Source organism: Ihubacter massiliensis (genome assembly GCF_024125305.1).
GTDB lineage: Bacteria > Bacillota > Clostridia > Peptostreptococcales > Anaerovoracaceae > Hominibacterium > Hominibacterium faecale.
In genome coordinates this window covers 3,444,853-3,462,804 of record NZ_JAMXVH010000001.1, presented here as the reverse complement: position 1 = coordinate 3,462,804, position 17,952 = coordinate 3,444,853, and the positions used below count along the sequence as shown (strand labels likewise).

Genomic DNA, 17,952 nt, shown 5'->3' with positions numbered 1-17,952 from the left:
AAAGTAGTATGACAGAATCTTTTATACCGTATTCTCTGCAAAGGTAAAACAAAAGAACGGGTAAGTTTAACGATGTGCTGTAGACACGGACCGTCAAGCGAACGCGTCAAACGGATTCGGCATTTGTTTATCATTTGTTGTATGGAGGCCAAGGGCCTCTTATTTTTTTGCAAATTTTTCTTTCCAAAGCGCTATTTTGCGGGTAGTTTGATGGCTTCTCAGAGTATTAGGAGTGGAGGAAAAGAAAAACAGCAAGCATAGGGAGTGTAGCCACACTCCCGGCAAACGGCTTCCCGTTTGTATCTTGGGGAAGTCCCCAAACCCCTGAATGAATGGAGGTGCGAAAGTGGCAAACCGAAAACGAAAGTTTGTGCTGCGCGTCCCGGTGACGCCGGAGGAAAGGGCGCTGATCCAGCAGAAGATGGCCCAGCTTGGCACAAAGAACTTTTCTGCCTACGCCCGGAAAATGCTGATTGACGGCTATATCGTCCATATCGACACCGGCCCCGTCCGGGCACAGACCGCAGAGCTGCAAAAGATCGGCGTCAACATCAATCAGATTGCAAGGCGTATCAACAGTACCGGGACTGTGTACGCGCAGGACTTGGAGGACATCAAGGGGGCGCTGGCACAGATATGGCAGTTACAAAGATCCATCCTATCAAGTCAACGCTGAAAAAGGCGCTGGACTACATCGAGAACCCGGACAAGACCGATGAAAAGCTGTTCGTTTCTTCCTATGGCTGTTCCTATGAAACGGCGGATATTGAATTTCAAATGCTGTTAGATCAGGCGTACCAAAAGGGCAATAATCTGGCCCACCACCTGATACAAGCATTTGAACCGGGAGAAACCACGGCGGAGCAGGCCCACGAGATCGGGCGGCAGCTTGCCGATGAAGTGCTGCAAGGCAAATACCCCTATGTGATTACCACCCACATTGACAAGGGCCACCTGCATAACCACATCATTTTCTGCGCCGTGGATATGGCGAACCAGCGCAAGTACATTTCCAACCGCCAAAGCTACGCCTTTATCCGGCGAACCAGTGACCGGCTGTGCAAGGAACACGGCCTGTCTGTGGTAAAGCCCGGCAAGGACAAGGGTAAGACCTACGCCGAGTGGGACGCACAGAAAAAGGGTAAGAGCTGGAAAGCAAAACTGAAAATCGCTATCGACGCGGCCATTCCGCAGGCCAAAGACTTTGACGGCTTTTTGCGGTTCATGGAGGCGCAGGGCTATGAAGTCAAACAGGGCAAGTTTATTTCATTCCGCGCCCCCGGACAGGAACGCTTCACCCGCTGCAAGACCTTGGGGGAGGATTACACCGAGGAACGGATCACCCAGCGGATCAAGGGCATTGCCATCGACCGGGGGCCGCGCAGAAGAAGCGCCGGGGAAATCTCCCTGCGGATCGCCTTGGAGGACAGTATCAAAGCCCAGCAGTCGGCGGGATATGCGCGGTGGGCGAAGCTGCACAACTTGAAGCAGGCCGCCAATTCCTTAAACTTCATCACAGAACACCAGATCGACAGCTACGAGGGCTTGGAAAGCAGGCTGGCCGAGATCAGCGCGGCAAACGACGCGGCAGCCTCCGCCCTGAAAGACGCGGAACGCCGCCTTGGGGATATGGCGCTGCTGATAAAAAACCTCTCCGCCTACAAGCAGCTCCGGCCTGTGGCGCTGGAACTGCGAAATGCCAAAGACAAGGCCGCGTTCCGGCGGCAGCATGAAAGCCAACTGATTTTGTATGAGGCGGCGGCAAAGGCACTCAAAGAGGCCGGGATCACAAAGCTCCCTAACCTGTACGCCCTCAAAACCGAGTATAAAAAACTGGACGCAGAACGGGAACGGCTGTCCGCACAGTACAGCGAAGCGAAACAGAAGTTGAAAGAATACGGCATTGTCAAACAGAATGTAGACAGCATTTTGCGGACAGCGCCGGGAAAGGAGCATACGCAGGAACGATGAACATACCGAGAATGAGTTACCCCCAATACCGCAAGGCCCGCAGGCTCACCCATGAGTGCTGCAACTACTGTAACGGGAACTGCCTCCTGCTGGACGATGGGGAGGAATGTATCTGTGTGCAGAGTATTTCCTATTCGCTGCTGTGCCGGTGGTTCAAGGTGGCCGTCCTGCCGCTGGACGCGGCCCTGTGCGCCGAGATCACCAAAGGCCGGGACGAGATCAAACGCTGCGCCGTCTGCGGGGCGGCGTTTACGCCCAACTCCAACCGGGCCAAATACTGCCCGGATTGTGCGGTGCAGGTACGCCGGAAGAAAGAGGCGGAACGCCAGCGGAAAAGATACCTCCTGTCTACGCATTTAGGGCGGTAAAAGTCCACGGAAATCAAGGGTTTTTCCGCATGGTCGGCAGGCAGGTGGATAAAGTTATCCTGTTCCCCTCAAAACGGGGTTCTAAATGCGGGAAAATGGACAAAAAAGAAGCGCCGGACGCAGAGGCTTTGACAGCCCCCGCGCCCGGCGTTTTAATATGGTGGCACATATTGTGGTTTTCTGCTACAATAAATAAAAACACAATTTAATTGGGGAGATATAGTTATGGAGAAGAATGAATTTGCTTTACTTCGTTCCAAAGAAATAATAGCAATTTTAGACGGGGATAAGGAATTTGGTGATATGACCTTTGAAGATAAATACGGCAATGAAAAAAACATCAAAATTGCCATGCCATATCTTAGTGGGCCAGCTATATGCGAAATTTCCTCCCTTTTTGGGCTACCCTCAACTTATTCATGGTCTGGTGGCGCATTAAGTCGCTGGCAATATTTCGATCAAGTCATGGATTTTTGTATTAAGCAAAATAGAATGTCCGATTTTCTTGCCTACATATTTTCCAAAGATAAATTTGTTGAATCGTTAAAGGGTTTATCGCCAGAAGATATTGAGGAAGCGTATTGTACTATTGTGCAGAAAATCTTAGAGCAGATTAACAGTATTCTATATTTCGGCGGCAATGAACTCCGTGTGGTTGGCAAGTCATATCAAATTGGGCAAATTGGTAAGGTTCTTACTATTACTGCACCAACAGTAAAGGTTATAGACCGCGCTTATATAAAAGATTTGGCTGAAAGAGCTAACAAAGATATTGATGATGGAAATTTTGATAGTGCAATAACAAAAGCTCGCACAATACTTGAAGAAACATTCTGCTATGTCATTGAGCAAAAGGGAGAAGTGCCATCAGATAGCGGTGATATTGGAAAACTTTACGGTCAAGTAAAATCTCTATACAATATGCACGCACACAAAGATTTGGATAGGCGTATAAACACCTTACTTTCCGGCTTGGAAAAAATAATTTCTGCAATCGCAGAAATGCGAAATAAAGAGAGTGATTCGCATGGTGTTGGTAGCAAGCGCATTGGTATAGCGGATTATCATACGCGGCTTTTTGTCAATTCTGCAATCGCAATGGCAGATTTTATTTTATCGGTCTATCTCAATACAACACACAATGAATAATCAATTAAAAGGAGAAATTATAATGAATCAAGATTTTATTGAGGGACAAACGGATTTAGAATTAGTTGAGGTGGATTCTATTGTAGATTCTCTATCAACTTGGATTGAACAGGGTGCAGAGGATATTGTGACTTTTTTTAGTTCAGATGAAGTTTCGGATATACTGGATGAGATAAAAGAACTGGGAACAGAACTATCAAATGCGCTCAAAGTTGTAAAAGTAATTCGTAAAAGTGCAAGTATTCCCGACAAATTGTTCATGCGTAAAATGGAACGGTATTGCGCCGGGCTTGTATCAATTCCAGCTTCAAAACGGGAAAAATATGTGAAAAGGGTTGGAAAAGAAGCTCTTAATAAAGATTCTGTATTTATCCTTGGAGTTCTAAATAAAATTGAAGAGCTATCAAAAATTGATATTCTTATTAGGTTATTTGAAGCAAAAATGGATGAAGAAATTGACGATCAAACATACCGCAGAATGATGTTGCAAGTTGATCGCACAATGTTTTCTGATATTTTGTTTCTCAGGGATAATATTTGTGATGGTGAAATAAAGATCACATCTGTTGAAACAGAGAATCTATTGGCTACAGGCTGGTTAATATTTGCTGGAATTGGTATTGGTTCAGCTACTGAAGATGGCGGGAATTTATATTCATATACACATACAGCAAAGCAATTTTGTAATATAGTCTTTCAAAGCAATTTTGAGATTAACGATAATATAAATCCAGCAGTAGGAACTCTTTCATTTGATATAATAGGCTAATAGTCAAATCATAAAAGCGCCAGGAGCAGAGGCCATACAGCCCCTGCTCCTGGCGCTTTTGCTATACTTGGATCACTCGTCTGTGAAGTGGAACCGCTGCGCCGCAAAGTCGGCGTCGCTCATGGCGTCCAGCTTATCGGCGGTCTGGCAGGCCAGCGCTGCCATTTCCTTGTCCATGTCCGGCAAAGCTGCCCAGAGATTTGCCGCCGTCCTGCGGCGGTCGGCGTTGTGGTACAGACAGATCAGGTTTTCTTCTTCCACGGTGAAATACATTCCTCATACCTCCATTTCTTTTGATTTTTCCCGCGCCGGGGGCTTCTTTTTCTGTTCCTCCTTGGCGGCGGCAAGCTGCGCCCGGATGGACGGTTTCTTTTGTTTCTGCGTCGTCTTTCGGGTCTGCTTGGGTTTTTGGGCCTCCGCCTTGGCTGCCTCGGCCACATCCAAAAGGGAAATCTGTTCCCCGGCTTTTGCCCTTGCTTCCAGTTCCTCCATAGACGGGGCATTGTTCATCATGCCGTCGATCATGTTGTAGTTCTGCTCGGTGGACATTTCCGCCGTCTTGATATGGCTTTCTGGCTGGGCGGGGATGGCAAAGGCCCTTGTGCCGTTTGCCATAATCAGATACCTGCCGTCCTCCGACTGGTGGTGGAATCCATACCCGGCGGCCTCCATCTGTTCCCGGCTCCTGTCGGTCAGATAGAAACGGCCCCTTGGCGTCTGGATTTGTTCGCCAGTCATGCACTCGTCTGGCGTGAGCTGCTTTTCCGGCTGGGCGAAAAACTCCGGCACCTGCCGGTAGTCGGCCCCCTCGTCCACATAGTAGGCGGTCTGTTTCCCATCCTGCCGGAACACCACAATATCCCCCATTGAGAGGGAATGTCCCTTGTAATCGGCGGGATGTTCCATGTTGAAGCGGCGGTAAATCTCGTCCAGTGTGGTGTCCTTGTCCAGCGGCGCGGTGTAGACAAGCTGGTAATTTTTCCTGTCCACCGAAAGCCCATCCGCCTGCAATTCCTCATAGGAACGGTAGCGCAGGTCGCGCCCCTCCGGGCCGGGCGGTACTTGGTAGATGGAAAAGTTGGGCTGCGCCGGGGCCTCATAGTCGGAGGCAATATATTCCTCCACCGTCAGCCCGGCAGCGGCGGCCTCCTGTTCCAGCTCTGCCTCGATCTGTTTTTTGTAGTCCTGCAAGCTCTGGTCGAAGTCGGCAAGCTGCGGCGGCTCCGGCAAGTGGTACTGTCCCTGATTGAGAAGCGGGCGGCACTCCTTTACATAGTCCAAAACCGCGTTGAAATAAGCGGTCTGTTCCGGCGTCAGGGTTTCCCCGGATCGCAGGGGACGCCGGGCCTCCTGCTCCATAGCGGCCAGATTGCAGTGCAGCTCCATATACGGGACAAACTCATGCAGCAGCATATCCCGCTGGGCTTTGTCCGCCTCCCATGCCTCCGGCCCCTCATGGTGTAGCACATGGTTTTTCCAGCTTTCATCCTGCGCGTAGTATTCGTGGTAGCCCCGGATATGCTGGATCAGGGAACCGTCCCCGTCGCCAAAGTCCTGCCGCCCCTCGTAGCTGTCCGGCTGGCCCTGCATGGTAAAGTCAATGCGGAACTTGGTCTTGTCGTACCAATGGCCCGTATAGCCCGGCTGCTCCCGTTCATGGCGTCTGGCGCTGTCCAGCTCCTTGAAAACGGCCTCGGCTTCATGCAGCGGCATTTGCTGGCCGTCTTTCAGATGGGGGCTTTCACTCCAAAGGATCGTGACAACCGGCTCCGCCGCCGGATTCTGCGTGATCTGCCGCTGGGCGTTGGCAACGGCAATCTCACTTTCGATCTCGCTTTTCACAAAGGAATCCATCTGGCCCTTTTGCAGCTCGTAGCCCTGTTCACACAGGCGGTTGATAAGCCCGATCATCTTGTCAGTATCGCCCACAGCCTCGGCATAAGCCATAATCAACTGCCGTTCCTCGCTGCCCAAACGCGGGGCGTTTTTCTCCGCCAGCTCGATCAGGGCGGCGGCCCGGTCAGCCGGGGACGCCTCCGGCATGAACGGCTTTCCATTCAAAAGGCCGTCGATCCCATTCCATGCCTGCGGCTGGGGAATGGCGTTGGCCTGTTCGGTTGCTTCCAGAAAATCATCCAGCCTGTCGCTGGTCAGGGGTTCCATTGCCCCAGCCGGTCGCTCATGGATGGCAAGGATTTCTTTTCCGGCTTCCACAAAGGGCAGGTCGGGATTGTCAAGCTGGCCTCCGTCCAGTTCCTTGTAGTCGGGGCCGTACAGTGTGTAATCGTAGCCGGTTTCCGATGTCTGGATATACAGGTAATCGCCGTTTTCCAGACGGTAGGCGGCCTCCTGCGGGGCTTCTGCCTGTTCCAGCGTTCCATCCCTGGCAATGGTAAAGCCCTGTGCTTGCGCCGCCTCCTTGGTTCCCTGCGACACTTCGCCGGTGGATTTCAAATCCGCGTCAATCAGGGTTTGCAGCATGGCTTTTACGCTGTCGGTCATTTCCTGCTGTTGCTCCGTGGGCAGCTTGGAAAATACGCTGTCCGGGTCTGGCTGCTCGGCGGCCTGTTCCAGAGGTGCGGCCTGCGGCTGCTCCTGCTGGGCCTGCCGCTGTTGCTGAAGCTGTGCAAGGTGGCCGTCAATGGTGGTAATCAGTTCATGGGCGGTGGCCCGGATGGTTTCAAGGGAGGCTTTCAGCTCTTTCAAGTCCTTGCCGGAACTCCAACCGGCCACATAGCCAAAGGAATAGTCGGAGGTGTCCAGCCCGTAGTGCTGGCAGACGGCATAGGCCACGCTTTCGGCCTGCACCTCGCGGGTGCGGCTGTCGGGGCGGTCGGCCTGCTCTATGGCCGGAGCTTCCGGGTCGATGGCGTGGAGCTTGGAATGGGCGATCTCGTGGATAGCCGTCTTTAGGGTCTGTAATTCGCTCATGCCCTCCTGAATGGCGATCCGCTTTTCCGTCAGGTGGTAGTAGCCGTGGGAACCGCCCGGAATGTCCTCAAAACTAATAGGAACCGGGGAGGTCTGTTCCAGCGCCTTGAAAAATTCCCCGTAGCGTTCCACGCTGCCGGTCAGTTCTTCCACGCCGATAGAGGGCAGCGGTTCCCCCTCGGTCTGGCTCACATCAAAGACAGAAACGATCTTAAAGGCCGGAACCTGTATTTCCTGTACTTCGGTAACAGGCTTTCCGTCCTTACCCATCACCGGCCTGCCCTGTGCGTCCAGCTTTTGCACTTCCTTTTTCGCCTTGAACGGGGCCGGGGCCAGTATCTTGATGGCCTTTTCGCCTTTCTTTACATTGCGGTGAAAATCGTCCCTCCACTTGTTGTAGCCCGCCACAAGCTGTCCGCCCTGCATGGCGATCAGGAGGGTGTTGTTGAAGCTGTAACTGTGAAACTTGGACATGGTGGTGAGATAGGCTTTGTAGCGTTCACTCTCGAAAAGCTCCTGTATGCCGGTTTCCAGCCGGTCGGTGATCTCTTTCATGCGCTCGGTGCTGTTCTGGCCGTTTAAGAGAATGGGGGTGACAGGCTGCGGGGCCTTTGCGGGGGCTGCCGCCTCCGGCTGCACCTTGCTTTCATCCCGCAGAATTTCCGGCGCAGGATAGGCCATCACCCGGTATTCCTCCGGCACTGGCTGTCCCTCATGGACGCGCTGCCATTCGTCGCTGGTTCGCAGAATATAGCCGTAATCGGTAAAGGTTCCCTGTTCCTCGTTGGCGATAAAACTTCCCAGCCGGTCGGTGTCAATGGCCGGTTTCCACGGGTCGGGAACGACAAACAGCCCGGAATCATTCAGATAATATTCCCCCAGACTGCGGTTGTCCTTGGCGTTGATTAAGACAAAACAATCGGTGTTTTCGGCGTAGTCCAAAAGCTGCCCGATGGTCTGCATTTTTGCCGGGGACTGCATGGCGGCGTTCAGCTCCTCCAGCTCCACGGCGTCCAGCTTTTGAAGCTGGGCGGCAAGGAAGTTCAGTTCGTCCACGCTGGCGGCTCTGATTAAATCCTCCGGCAGTTCCAGCGGTTTTCCCTCCGGGGCAGAAAAGCCGCCAATGAACAAGTCCTGCTGGTTGTCGGCGGTGATGTGGATTTCCTTTAGGGCTTCCTGCACCTGTTCGGCGGTAGTCGGCAGGGAAAGCCAGTACCCATGCGACCCGCCGGTCTGCGCTTCGGCGCGGTTATCAAGAAAAATAGAAAATACTTCGTTCACAGGTTCCCTCCTTTCCGGGGTGGCTGCGGTCTGCTGCGGCTGCGCGGCTTCTTCCTGCGCGGGAAGCTCTGCGGCTTTTGCCGGTTCCTCCCCCTCGATGGTGTAGCCGGGGAGCAGGCAGCCGTTGACCTTAAAGCAGTCGGCGTATTCCTTGGGGATGGCCGGGGAAATTTCGGTAAAGTAATGTTCGTGGGCTTTGATCCGGCCATTCAGGTACTTGTCCAGTTCTTCCCGGCTGGCAAAGACTTTCCGATCCTGTCCGGCGATCTTTTCCCGCCGGTTTCCGCGAGGCGCGTTGGTATAAAGGCTCCAGCGGAGCGTCCACGAGTAGGGAACGGATTTTTGGGCGGCGCTGTCATACCTGGTGTTCTCGGAAATGGAGTAATCCATCTGGTAAACCATGTTGCTGCGGATATGGCGGTATTCGTCCGGGGCCTCCCACTGGTTTGCGGTATGGGTAACGGGAAGCGTCCGGGCATATTCAAGTGCTTTGTCCAGAAACAGGGTTCTTCCGGCCTGTTCCTCCCATGCGGCGGCCTGCTCTTTCAAACGGTCAAACACTTCCTGTTCTGCGGCGGCGCTTTCCGCCCGCAGGGAAAGAAGCTCCGCAAGGGGCAGCTTTACCATTTCGGAGAGATCGGCCTTGCCGCTTTCAAAGTAAATCCGGCGCTCGATCCGCATAGTGCTGGCCGGTTCTAAATTGTCATGGTCGTAGGAGCTGTAAGACATTTGGGGTTCACATCCTTTCTATGGTGGTGATCTGATACAAGGGGTTTGGGGCTTCCCCAAAGAGAAAATCCCCGGCCCGGCAGGTGCGCCGGGTCAGGGATTTTGCCGGGAGTGTGGCTACACTCCCTATGCTTGCTGTCTTTCGTTTTTGCCCCTCTGTTCCACGCGGTAGTTCACATACTTGCCGCCGGTATCCGCTAAAAGCACCGTCCCGTCATAGGTCTTGCCGGTTTTCATGGAGCGCAGGCCCTTTACCTTTGCCTTTCCGTCTTTAAGGAGCGCGGCGGCGATCTTCGGGGTGAACGCCTTGCCTCGTTCCTCAAAAAATCGGTCATTCTTCCACATGACAAACTGGCAGCTTCGGTTTCCGCAGTAGTAGTTCTTTTTGCCCTCATAGACGCTTTCCCCGCAGCGCGGACATTTGCCGATAACCACACGCTCGGTTTGAAACAACTTCTGTGCGTCCTCGCTAATCTGGGAGTAGTTTGCAATCAGGCCCCTTGTCATTTCTGCAATGCCAGCCATGAAGCCCTCCGGGTCGGCCTGCCCCTTGGCAATGGCCGTCAGCTCCGTTTCCCACTGTGCCGTAAGCTGGGGTGAGGTCAGCGCCTCCGGCAGCACACAGGCAAGGTTGTGGCCGTCCTTGGTGGGAAGTAGCTGTTTTCCCCTGCGCTCCACAAAGCCCATCTGCACCAGCTTTTCTAAGATGGAGGCGCGGGTGGCCGGGGTTCCCAATCCCTGCCGCTCGGCGTCCTCCGGCAGATCGTCCGCACCGGCGCGCTCCATAGCGGAAAGCAGGGTATCTTCCGTGTAGGATTTGGGCGGTGCTGTGAAATGCTCGGTGATGGCGGCAGTTACCTTGTCAAAGGTCTGTCCCTCGGTGATCTCCGGCAGTTCACGCGCAGGCTCCGGGGCGGTGTCGTCGGCGTCTGTTTTGAACGACGCCTTAAAGCGGCGGTCAAGCTCTTTCCAGCCGGGGGTCAGGATGGTCTTTCCCTTGGCGGTAAAGGTGTTCCCGGCACAGGTGAATGTAGCGGTGACAGCTTCGTACACATGGGGCGCGGCCACGGCGCACAGCAGCTTGCAGCACACAAGGGACAATAGTTTCTTTTCCCCCTCGGCCAGCCCGTCAAAGCCTTTCTGCACAAATTCCATCGTCGGGATAATGGCGTGGTGGTCGCTTACCTTTTTGCTGTTCAGCACCCGGCCAAACTGCGGGGACAGGTCAAGCCCCGCCGCAAAGGAAAGCAGCGGCCACAGGCCGGACACAAGACTTTCCGCCGTTGGCAGCATATCGTCGGTCAAATACTGGCTGTCGGTGCGGGGATAGGTCAGCAGCTTCTTTTCATAGAGCTGCTGGGCATAGTCAAGGGTCTGCTTGGCGGTAAATCCAAACAGGCGGTTGGCCTCCCGCTGCAAGGTGGTGAGGTCATAGAGGCGGGGCGGCTGCTCCGTCTTTTTCTCCCGTGTTACCGACACACAAACGGCCTGTGCCGTTTCACAGGCGGCTTTCAGGGCCTTGGCGTCGTCGGCGTTTCCCATGCGTTCACTGGCCGCCTCCATGCCGCCCGCCGCGATCTGAACAATGTGATATTTCTCTTTCTGAAAGCTGCTGATCTTGGCCTCCCGGTCAACCAGCATTTTGAGGGTCGGCGTCTGGACACGGCCCACGGTCAGGGTCTTGTGGTAGAGGATGGAGAACAGCCGGGTCGCGTTGATCCCCACCAGCCAATCCGCCTGCGCCCGGCAAAGGGCCGACTGATACAGGTTATCATAGTCAGTTCCCGGTTTCAGGTGGGCAAAGCCGTCTTTAATGGCCGCATCCTCCATGCTGGAAATCCAAAGGCGCTGAAACGGTTTCTTGCAGCCCGCCATCTGGTAGACGAAACGGAAAATCAATTCCCCCTCGCGCCCGGCGTCGGTGGCGCACACAAGGCCGGTGACATCGGGGCGCTCCATCAAAGAACGCAGGGTGTCAAACTGCTTTTTCTTATCGTCGGGAATGATGTACTGCCATTGCTGCGGCAGAATCGGCAGGTCGTCATAGCGCCATTTTTTGAAACGCTCGTCATAAGTCCCGGCGTCGGCAAGGGAAACAAGGTGGCCGATACACCAGCTCACCAGATAGCCGTTTCCCTCCATATAGCCGTCCTGTTTCTTGTCCGCGCCGATCACGCCCGCAATGCTGCGGGCGACGCTTGGTTTCTCTGCAATTACTAACTGATAGCTCATACTTCGTCCTCCTTATTTCCATCTTCACTTGTCATATCCTCGTCCGGCTCCGGGGCTTCGTCCTCGTCGTCCTCGTCCTCTCCAAAGTCATACTCGGCCAGATCGTCATTTCCTGTGGTGTCGGCTTTTTCCTTTTTGAATTTCAGGAAGTAGAGGGCTGCGCCGCCGCCCAGCACCACCACAAAGAACACCACAAGGCCGCCCATGCCACTTGGCTTTTCCTCCTGCGGCTTTTCTTCCTCCGGCTGGGGTTTCGGCTCCGGCCCGTTGCAGGCGGTCAGGTTGTTTTTACAGACCGGGCAGGCCGTATTAACGGCCCCGGCTTGACATTTGGCCGTACAGGTGCAGACCTCCGGCTCTTTTTTCCCGTCCTCCAACAAGGCTTGCAGGTCGGCATCGTCCACTTGGTTGAGGAAATGCACCGCCGTTTCCTTGTCCTCGTTGGCCCGGTCGATCAGGATGTAAAAATAATTCCCGGCCTTGGTGGTAACGGTGATAAGCTGCTTATCCCCGAAAAAATCATCCACCAGCGCAGCGTTGCCCTGTGGGGTGACAGGTACGCCCTCCGGCTCCATGCCGCCGGTGGTAGGTTCTTCGGTTTCCTCCGGCACTTCTGCGGGGGCCTCGGTGGTTTCCGGCAGCGGCACCGGGTCAGGGTCAGCGCCCCCGGCGTAGGCGGTAACGGTCGTGGTCGCCATGCAAAGCGCAGCGGCCACGGCCAGCGTCAAGGTGCGGAACAGTTTAGATTTCTTCATGGGCGCTGTCCTCCTGTTCAAAGTCCGGGATCGGGGCCGGGGCCGCCTGTAACGCGCCGCCGCGCACAAAGGCGGCGAACTCCTGCGGGGTCATGTTGAGGCCGCGCACAAGCTGGACGATCTGCAAGTTTTCCTGTTCGGTCTTGGCCGCTTCCAGCTCCCGAAGCTGCTTTTGCAGCTCCGCGATCTTGCCCTTGGTTTTCTCAATATCCTTTTCAATGCGCTCCAATTTGTTCATTGCCATAGTGATTTACTCCTTTCTGGCGTTTAAGGCAAACGCCCGTAACAATAAAAATGCTGCTGCCAGTAGCTTGAATTGAGGTTTGTGTAGGAAATGGGGTCGCCGCAGTGCAGCATGACCGAATTTCCCACATACAGCCCCACATGGGACATTCCGGCAGTGTCGTAAGTGCCGACGAAAAATACAAGGTCGCCGGGCTTGGCCTGCTCCGGGGAAACGGGGGTGCAGATGTTGTAAAGCCCCTGCGCCGTCTGGCGTCCCACATTCCAGCCGGAATGATTGATGACCCAGCTAATGAAGCCGGAACAATCAAAGCTGGTGCTTGGGGAGCTGCCGCCCCACACATAGGGATAGCCCACATACTTTTCTGCCTCGGCGATCATGGCGGCAAAGGCTTCGTCCTTTAGCGCCTCCGGGGGGATTTCATAGTAGGTCGGCTCTTTCGGGGTGGAGGCGTGGGGATAGCTGCCGTTGGGAAACAGGTCTGGCCGGTTGCCCAAAGTCTGCATATAGGCAGCATAAAAGCCCATCTGTTCCTCGGTGAGAATGTAGATGGGCAGGTGGGACAGGTCAAAGTTTTCCAGCTTCACATTACAGATATAGTAGGTGTAGGGGACTTCCACGGTGTAGGTGTTTCCCTCGCTGTCCGTCCTCGTTTCGGTGCGGTAGCGGGTTTCCGTTTCGATGGTCTGGGTCAGGATGTACTGCTTTTCAAAGAGCATGGCAAGGTCGCCCTGTACCTCCTCCAAAGTGAACACGCCGTTATGCAGTGCGGAGAGGATGGAGGTCAGCACATAGGGGTCATGCTTGATCTCGTCCAGATCGAAACGGTATTCGTCATAGCCGGGGTGCAGGCTTTCGTAGTTGTCAAGTTCGTGCTGCAAGTCTGCTTCCAGCGCGGCATAGGCGGCTTCGGCTCCCAGCATATCGCTGTCCTCGGAGAGATAGGAGGTGGCGGCAAGGCCCGTCCCGGTGCTGCCAAACATGGCGGTGCAGGATTGCAGGCCGCCCATCACCAGCAGGAGCATAAGGCCCACGCCGCCGACAATCAGCGCCCCTTTCCAGTGCCGGGCGGCAAAGGACGCGGCCTGTCTGCTTTTCTCTGCGGCTTTCTTTGCTGCGGCAGCCGTGGTCTTGGCGGTGCTTGCGGCCCCCTGTGCGGTCTGGCCCGCCGCCCTTGCTGCCTTGGCATATTCCCGCTTGATGTGCTGTTTCTGCCAGAAACGGGAAACGGGGTTCTTGGCCGCCTGCGCCAGCTCCGGGTTGTCCCGCAGGGATTTTTGATACGCAAACTCGGCGTTGGCGGCGATGGACTTTCGCTCGGCCTTGGCTGCGGCCCGGTAGGGTTTGAGCTTGTGGCGGTGGACGCCGCTGCGGATCATGCGGCCCGCCTGCCGTTCCGCCAGTTCCTCCCCCTTGTGGCCGCCCTCCACGCCCACATTTTCGTGTTCTACCTCATGGATTTTCCCGTGGAGGTAAAGCCCGGCTTCCTGTATGGGGCGACTGGCCGGGTTTGGTTTGAGCTGGGGAGGGGCTTTCTCCACCTTGTCAAAATACAGCCTGCTTTTGGCCTTGCCCTTGGCTTCGTCATAAACGGTTTCCTTGGTAACGACGCGCTTTTTCGGCAGGGCTTCTTTGGCCGCTTCCAGCTGATCCGCCCGTTTTTCCGCCTTTTTGATATACGGGGCCAGCTCCGGGGAGGCCCGTTCCTCGGCGGTAAACTGCAACCGGGAAACAGGGCCGGTGGCCTGCGCCACGGTTTCCCCGGCGTCCTTGGCCGCTTTCTTTGCCTTATGGCGGTCGTGCAGTTCGTCCGCCCGTTCCAGTATTTTTTCCGCCACGCCCTCCGGCTGGGCGGTATATTCCTGCTCGGCCTCCCGGCTGGACACATTGACGCTTTCGCCGGTGGTCTGGTTATCCAGCGTCAGGCCGTCGCGGGTCATGTGCTGCGTTACCTTGTCGCGGGGTTTTAATGGATTCATGTAACATCACCTCCTGTATGCGCCGCTGGGCGATTGCGTAATATTCTGGATGGATTTCTGCACCTAAGTATCTTCTGCCGGTCTGAATGGCCGCTAATGCGGTGCTGCCTGTCCCCATATAACCATCAAATACCAGATCGCCCGGTAGACTTGACAACTGGATCAGCCATGAAAGACAATCCGTATTTTTTACAGTCGGGTGATAAATCTGATGTTTTTTCTGCCATGTGGAATTATAGGTTGCTTTGGGATATTCCGCACCAAACCAGCAGGCCGGGAAGCGTGTCTTATATTTTTCACTTGGTTTACGCCCCGTGTGAAATAGCGCCCCCTCCTTTTTGCGGTTCTGCAGAAGTGTCGTGCGGTTAAATGTCCGCCTCCCTTTTTGACAGAAGATAACCCACTCGGCATTGTTGGCAAAGCTGCCTTGCAGATCTCCCAGACCGCCGATTGTATTTTTTTCGATGATCAGGCAATTCTTTACCTGAAACCCGGCTGCCTGCAAGCAGGCGTAATGGTGCGGATAACAGTCAAAACGGGTAAAAAAATAGGCATGGGAGTTATCCCGCAGGATGCGGTAGCTTTCCCTTGCCATCCGTTCATAATCAATCCCTGTGTCGCCTGCCAGCATTGCGTGGGGCTGCTTGGCAAAATGGTTCTGATAGGAAATTCCGTAGGGTGGATCGGTAACAATCAGTGATACCGTACTATCTGGAATTTTTGCAAATAGTTTCATACAGTCTATGCAGAAAAGCCGATTGTTGAAACTGTCTGCCTCATCGCGCCTCATACCGTCGCCCCCTCGCCTAACCGGGTCGTCATGATCTGGTAGAGCTGGGTGTTTTTCGGGATGGGGTTCTTAAAGGGCAGGATCACATTTTCGTAAATGAGAAGCCCCTCGCCGGGTTCGGAATTGTCCACATACCGTAATTGCTGGGGCGAAATGTTCAGCCGTTCCGCAAGGATTTTGCGGTCGCCGCTGGCCTGATTGAGCAGGCAGATAAAGTCGCTGTTTTCCAAAATGTTCTCAATTTCCGGGGAGGAAAGCAGGTCTTTCACATTCTGCGTCGCACCTGTGGGAATCCCGCCCCACTTACGAAAACGCTTCCAAAGCTCGCAGGAAAAGGCCGCCGTCTGTTCCTCACGCAAAAGCAGGTGGAACTCATCACAGAAATACCATGTCGCCTTGCCCTTGCTTCGGTTTTGGGTGACGCGCCCCCAAATCTGGTCTTGGACAATGAGCATACCGATTTTCTTTAGCTGCTTGCCCAGCTCCTTGATGTCAAAGGCCACAATGCGGTTCTGGATGTCGATGTTGGTTCTGTGGTTGAACACATTTAAGCTGCCGGACACATACAGGTCAAGGGCCTGCGCTACCCGGTCGGCCTCTGGGATATGCTGGTCTAACAGAGCTTTGTGCAGGTCTGCAAGGATGGGCATATTTTCCGGCTTGGGGTCTGCCAGATAAGGCCGGTAGATCACCTGTACCGCCCGGTCGATCACCGTCTTTTCAATGGCTTCCAGCCCGTTCTTGCCGCCCATGACAAGCTCACAGAACGACAGCACAAAGTCGGATTTCAAGGCCAGCGGGTTTTCATCCTCGGAGTAGTTCAGGTTGATGTCCAGCGGGTTCACATAGTTTTTGCTGGTAGGCGACAGCTTCACCACCTGCCCATGCAGCCGCTTCACAAGGGGGTAATACTCGGCCTCTGGATCACAGATATACACATCGTCCGGGGTGCAGAGGAACACGCTCAAAATTTCTGATTTACAGCTCATACTTTTGCCGCTTCCCGGTGTCCCCAGCTTTAGTCCGTTGGGACACCTCGCTCGTTTGCGGTCGAGCATAATCATGTTGCCGGTCTTGGCGTTGATCCCGTAATACATGGCGTCGCCGCCCTGAAAAAGCTCCTGCGTCACAAAGGGGACGAACACGGCCACGCTGGAAGTCGTCAGGGAGCGTTCAATCTGGATGTGGCTGGCCCCCAGCGGCAGGCTGCTCATAAGCCCCTGTTCCTGCTGGTAGTCCAGCCGCACAAGGGAACAGTTGTATTTCTGTGCAATACCGGCAGCCCAGAACACATCGTTTTCCAGCTTTTGCCGGGTGTCTGCGGTATTCAGCACCAAAAAGGTAAGCTGGAACATCCTTTCATTCCGGCTCTGCAAGGTCTTTAGCAGTTCCTTGGCGTCCTGCCCGTAGGTGGCAAGGTCGCTGGGAAGAATATCCATGTCGTAACCGCTTCTTACCGCCCGTTTCTGTTCCTGAATCTTCATGGCGTCAAGGTCGGTGATCTTGCGCTTGACCGTCTTAATGGCGTCGCTCTGGTCGATGGCCTGCACATGGAGGTTCACTACAATGCCGTTTTCCATGTTGAGAAAGTCGGCCAGCATTTCATCCGACAGCTCCGGGGAGAGGATTTGCAGAAAGCTCACCGCCCCGTATTTGCCGCCCAGCCCGAACATCCGGGCATTGCCGAAGCGGAACGAGGACGGGGCGATAAAGTCCTTGGTAGAAAGCCCCGACGGGGCAAGCCACTTCCAGTCAAAGGAGAACGGTTCCCCGTCCGGGTGGAAAATGCTGTGCATGACTTCCAGCCGTTCCTTGGCGTCCAGTCCCCACGCGGAGGCCCCCATGCTCTTGAAATAGCCCAAAAGGTCGGTTTCGATCCGGCGCAGTCTGGCGCGGGCCATTTTCAAGCTGTCCGCCTCGATGGTATAGGTCATAAATTTCCGCTTCATCAGGCCGTTGTTCCCGTTCACAAGCTGGTCTTGCAAAATGTCGGAATACTCGCTGCGGATGTCGTCAAAGTCGTCCCCATGCGCCCGGATTTCAAAGCTCTTGGCGTACTGCTTGGGGTCGATCTTGCGGTTGATAAAGGAAAACTGCACATGAATGGAGGCGTCCAGATAGTTGTAGAGGTCGCACAGGTTTTCAAAGATGGCGGTCTTGGTGTCCGCCTGCGCCAGTTGATAGCTGATGTCCGTAAACTCAATGCACTTGGAAAAGGTGCGGGGCGTCACCCGGCATACGCCGTCCTGATACATGGCCTCATAGGGAATACTGGCCTGCGCCGAATGGGGTTTGCCGTCGCCCTTATACTTTCGGATGACGGCCTGAATCTCTTTCTTTTCGGCGCGGGTGAGCTTGACCGGCGCTTTTGCGCTCGTTTCGTTCTTTTGCTTTTTGGACAATGGCGTTGACCTCCTTTTCCATTTGGGATTGCCGCACAAGGGCGGTATAAGCGTTGTTGGTCTGGTAGGGGCGTTCCTTTGGCTGGATGAAGCAGCACTCTACGATCTGGCGCACCACCACTTCAAGGGGCTGGCCGTGTTTTTCGTAAAGGGCCAGCAGAAAGCCCGGCAGCATGGCGAACACCATAATGAGTGCCGCCGCGCTGGTCGGGACGCGGCCCCGGATCAAAAAGAAAAGCGGGACGCCAATAAGCAGCGCACCGCCAAAACAAATGAGCTGGCGTTTCGTCAGCCCGAATACTACCTTGGATTTGACCTTGGTTAAATCCTTGGGGACAGTTACATAAGCCAT

General features: G+C 54.6%; 14 protein-coding genes. 5 read left to right on the top strand and 9 right to left on the bottom strand.

Annotated elements, in window-relative coordinates; translation table 11 throughout:
* The first annotated feature begins 346 nt into the window (after positions 1 to 346).
* The 5 genes from NIA71_RS15890 (at position 347) to NIA71_RS15870 (ending at position 4,257) form a co-directional block, all read left to right on the top strand.
* Positions 347 to 676, top strand: coding sequence for a plasmid mobilization protein (locus NIA71_RS15890; protein WP_002566656.1), 330 nt, complete (start codon positions 347 to 349; stop codon positions 674 to 676).
* Complete coding sequence (locus NIA71_RS15885; protein WP_253020941.1) at positions 637 to 1,971, top strand: relaxase/mobilization nuclease domain-containing protein; 1,335 nt, start codon at positions 637 to 639, stop codon at positions 1,969 to 1,971. Before NIA71_RS15890 ends, NIA71_RS15885 begins: the two co-directional genes overlap by 40 nt.
* Positions 1,968 to 2,339, top strand: a complete 372-nt coding sequence (locus tag NIA71_RS15880) for a cysteine-rich VLP domain-containing protein (RefSeq protein WP_253020940.1) — start codon at positions 1,968 to 1,970, stop codon at positions 2,337 to 2,339. Before NIA71_RS15885 ends, NIA71_RS15880 begins: the two co-directional genes overlap by 4 nt.
* 225 nt (positions 2,340 to 2,564) lie before the next feature.
* The gene (locus NIA71_RS15875) at positions 2,565 to 3,488 is read left to right on the top strand and encodes an abortive infection family protein (protein ID WP_253020939.1); all 924 of its coding nucleotides are present in this window, start codon (positions 2,565 to 2,567) and stop codon (positions 3,486 to 3,488) included.
* 22 nt (positions 3,489 to 3,510) lie between these two features.
* Complete coding sequence (locus NIA71_RS15870; RefSeq protein WP_002573994.1) at positions 3,511 to 4,257, top strand: hypothetical protein; 747 nt, start codon at positions 3,511 to 3,513, stop codon at positions 4,255 to 4,257.
* Positions 4,258 to 4,329: 72 nt separating this feature from the next.
* Here NIA71_RS15870 and NIA71_RS15865 read toward each other — a convergent pair whose 3' ends face one another.
* From NIA71_RS15865 to NIA71_RS15825, 9 genes are all read right to left on the bottom strand, one after another.
* Positions 4,330 to 4,530, bottom strand: coding sequence for a transposon-transfer assisting family protein (locus NIA71_RS15865; protein WP_253020938.1), 201 nt, complete (start codon positions 4,528 to 4,530; stop codon positions 4,330 to 4,332).
* A gap of 3 nt (positions 4,531 to 4,533) precedes the next feature.
* A complete protein-coding gene (locus NIA71_RS15860; RefSeq protein ID WP_253020937.1) occupies positions 4,534 to 9,198 on the bottom strand; it encodes an LPD25 domain-containing protein in 4,665 nt (1,554 codons plus the stop codon).
* A 126-nt stretch (positions 9,199 to 9,324) separates the two neighbouring features.
* Complete coding sequence (locus tag NIA71_RS15855) at positions 9,325 to 11,430, bottom strand: DNA topoisomerase 3 (RefSeq protein WP_253020936.1); 2,106 nt, start codon at positions 11,428 to 11,430, stop codon at positions 9,325 to 9,327.
* Positions 11,427 to 12,185, bottom strand: a complete 759-nt coding sequence (locus NIA71_RS15850) for a DUF4366 domain-containing protein (RefSeq protein WP_158347421.1) — start codon at positions 12,183 to 12,185, stop codon at positions 11,427 to 11,429. Before NIA71_RS15850 ends, NIA71_RS15855 begins: the two co-directional genes overlap by 4 nt.
* Complete coding sequence (locus tag NIA71_RS15845; RefSeq protein ID WP_003509287.1) at positions 12,172 to 12,429, bottom strand: DUF4315 family protein; 258 nt, start codon at positions 12,427 to 12,429, stop codon at positions 12,172 to 12,174. Before NIA71_RS15845 ends, NIA71_RS15850 begins: the two co-directional genes overlap by 14 nt.
* A gap of 23 nt (positions 12,430 to 12,452) precedes the next feature.
* Positions 12,453 to 14,408: a C40 family peptidase gene (locus tag NIA71_RS15840; protein WP_158347423.1), complete on the bottom strand. Its 1,956-nt coding sequence runs from the start codon at positions 14,406 to 14,408 to the stop codon at positions 12,453 to 12,455.
* Positions 14,341 to 15,144 (bottom strand): DNA-methyltransferase, encoded by an 804-nt coding sequence (locus tag NIA71_RS15835; protein WP_253020935.1) that lies wholly within the window; start codon positions 15,142 to 15,144, stop codon positions 14,341 to 14,343. Before NIA71_RS15835 ends, NIA71_RS15840 begins: the two co-directional genes overlap by 68 nt.
* Positions 15,145 to 15,194: 50 nt before the next feature.
* Complete coding sequence (locus NIA71_RS15830; protein ID WP_253020934.1) at positions 15,195 to 17,600, bottom strand: VirB4-like conjugal transfer ATPase, CD1110 family; 2,406 nt, start codon at positions 17,598 to 17,600, stop codon at positions 15,195 to 15,197.
* Positions 17,503 to 17,952: a PrgI family protein gene (locus NIA71_RS15825; protein WP_022788455.1), complete on the bottom strand. Its 450-nt coding sequence runs from the start codon at positions 17,950 to 17,952 to the stop codon at positions 17,503 to 17,505. The genes NIA71_RS15830 and NIA71_RS15825 overlap by 98 nt, the downstream gene beginning before the upstream one ends.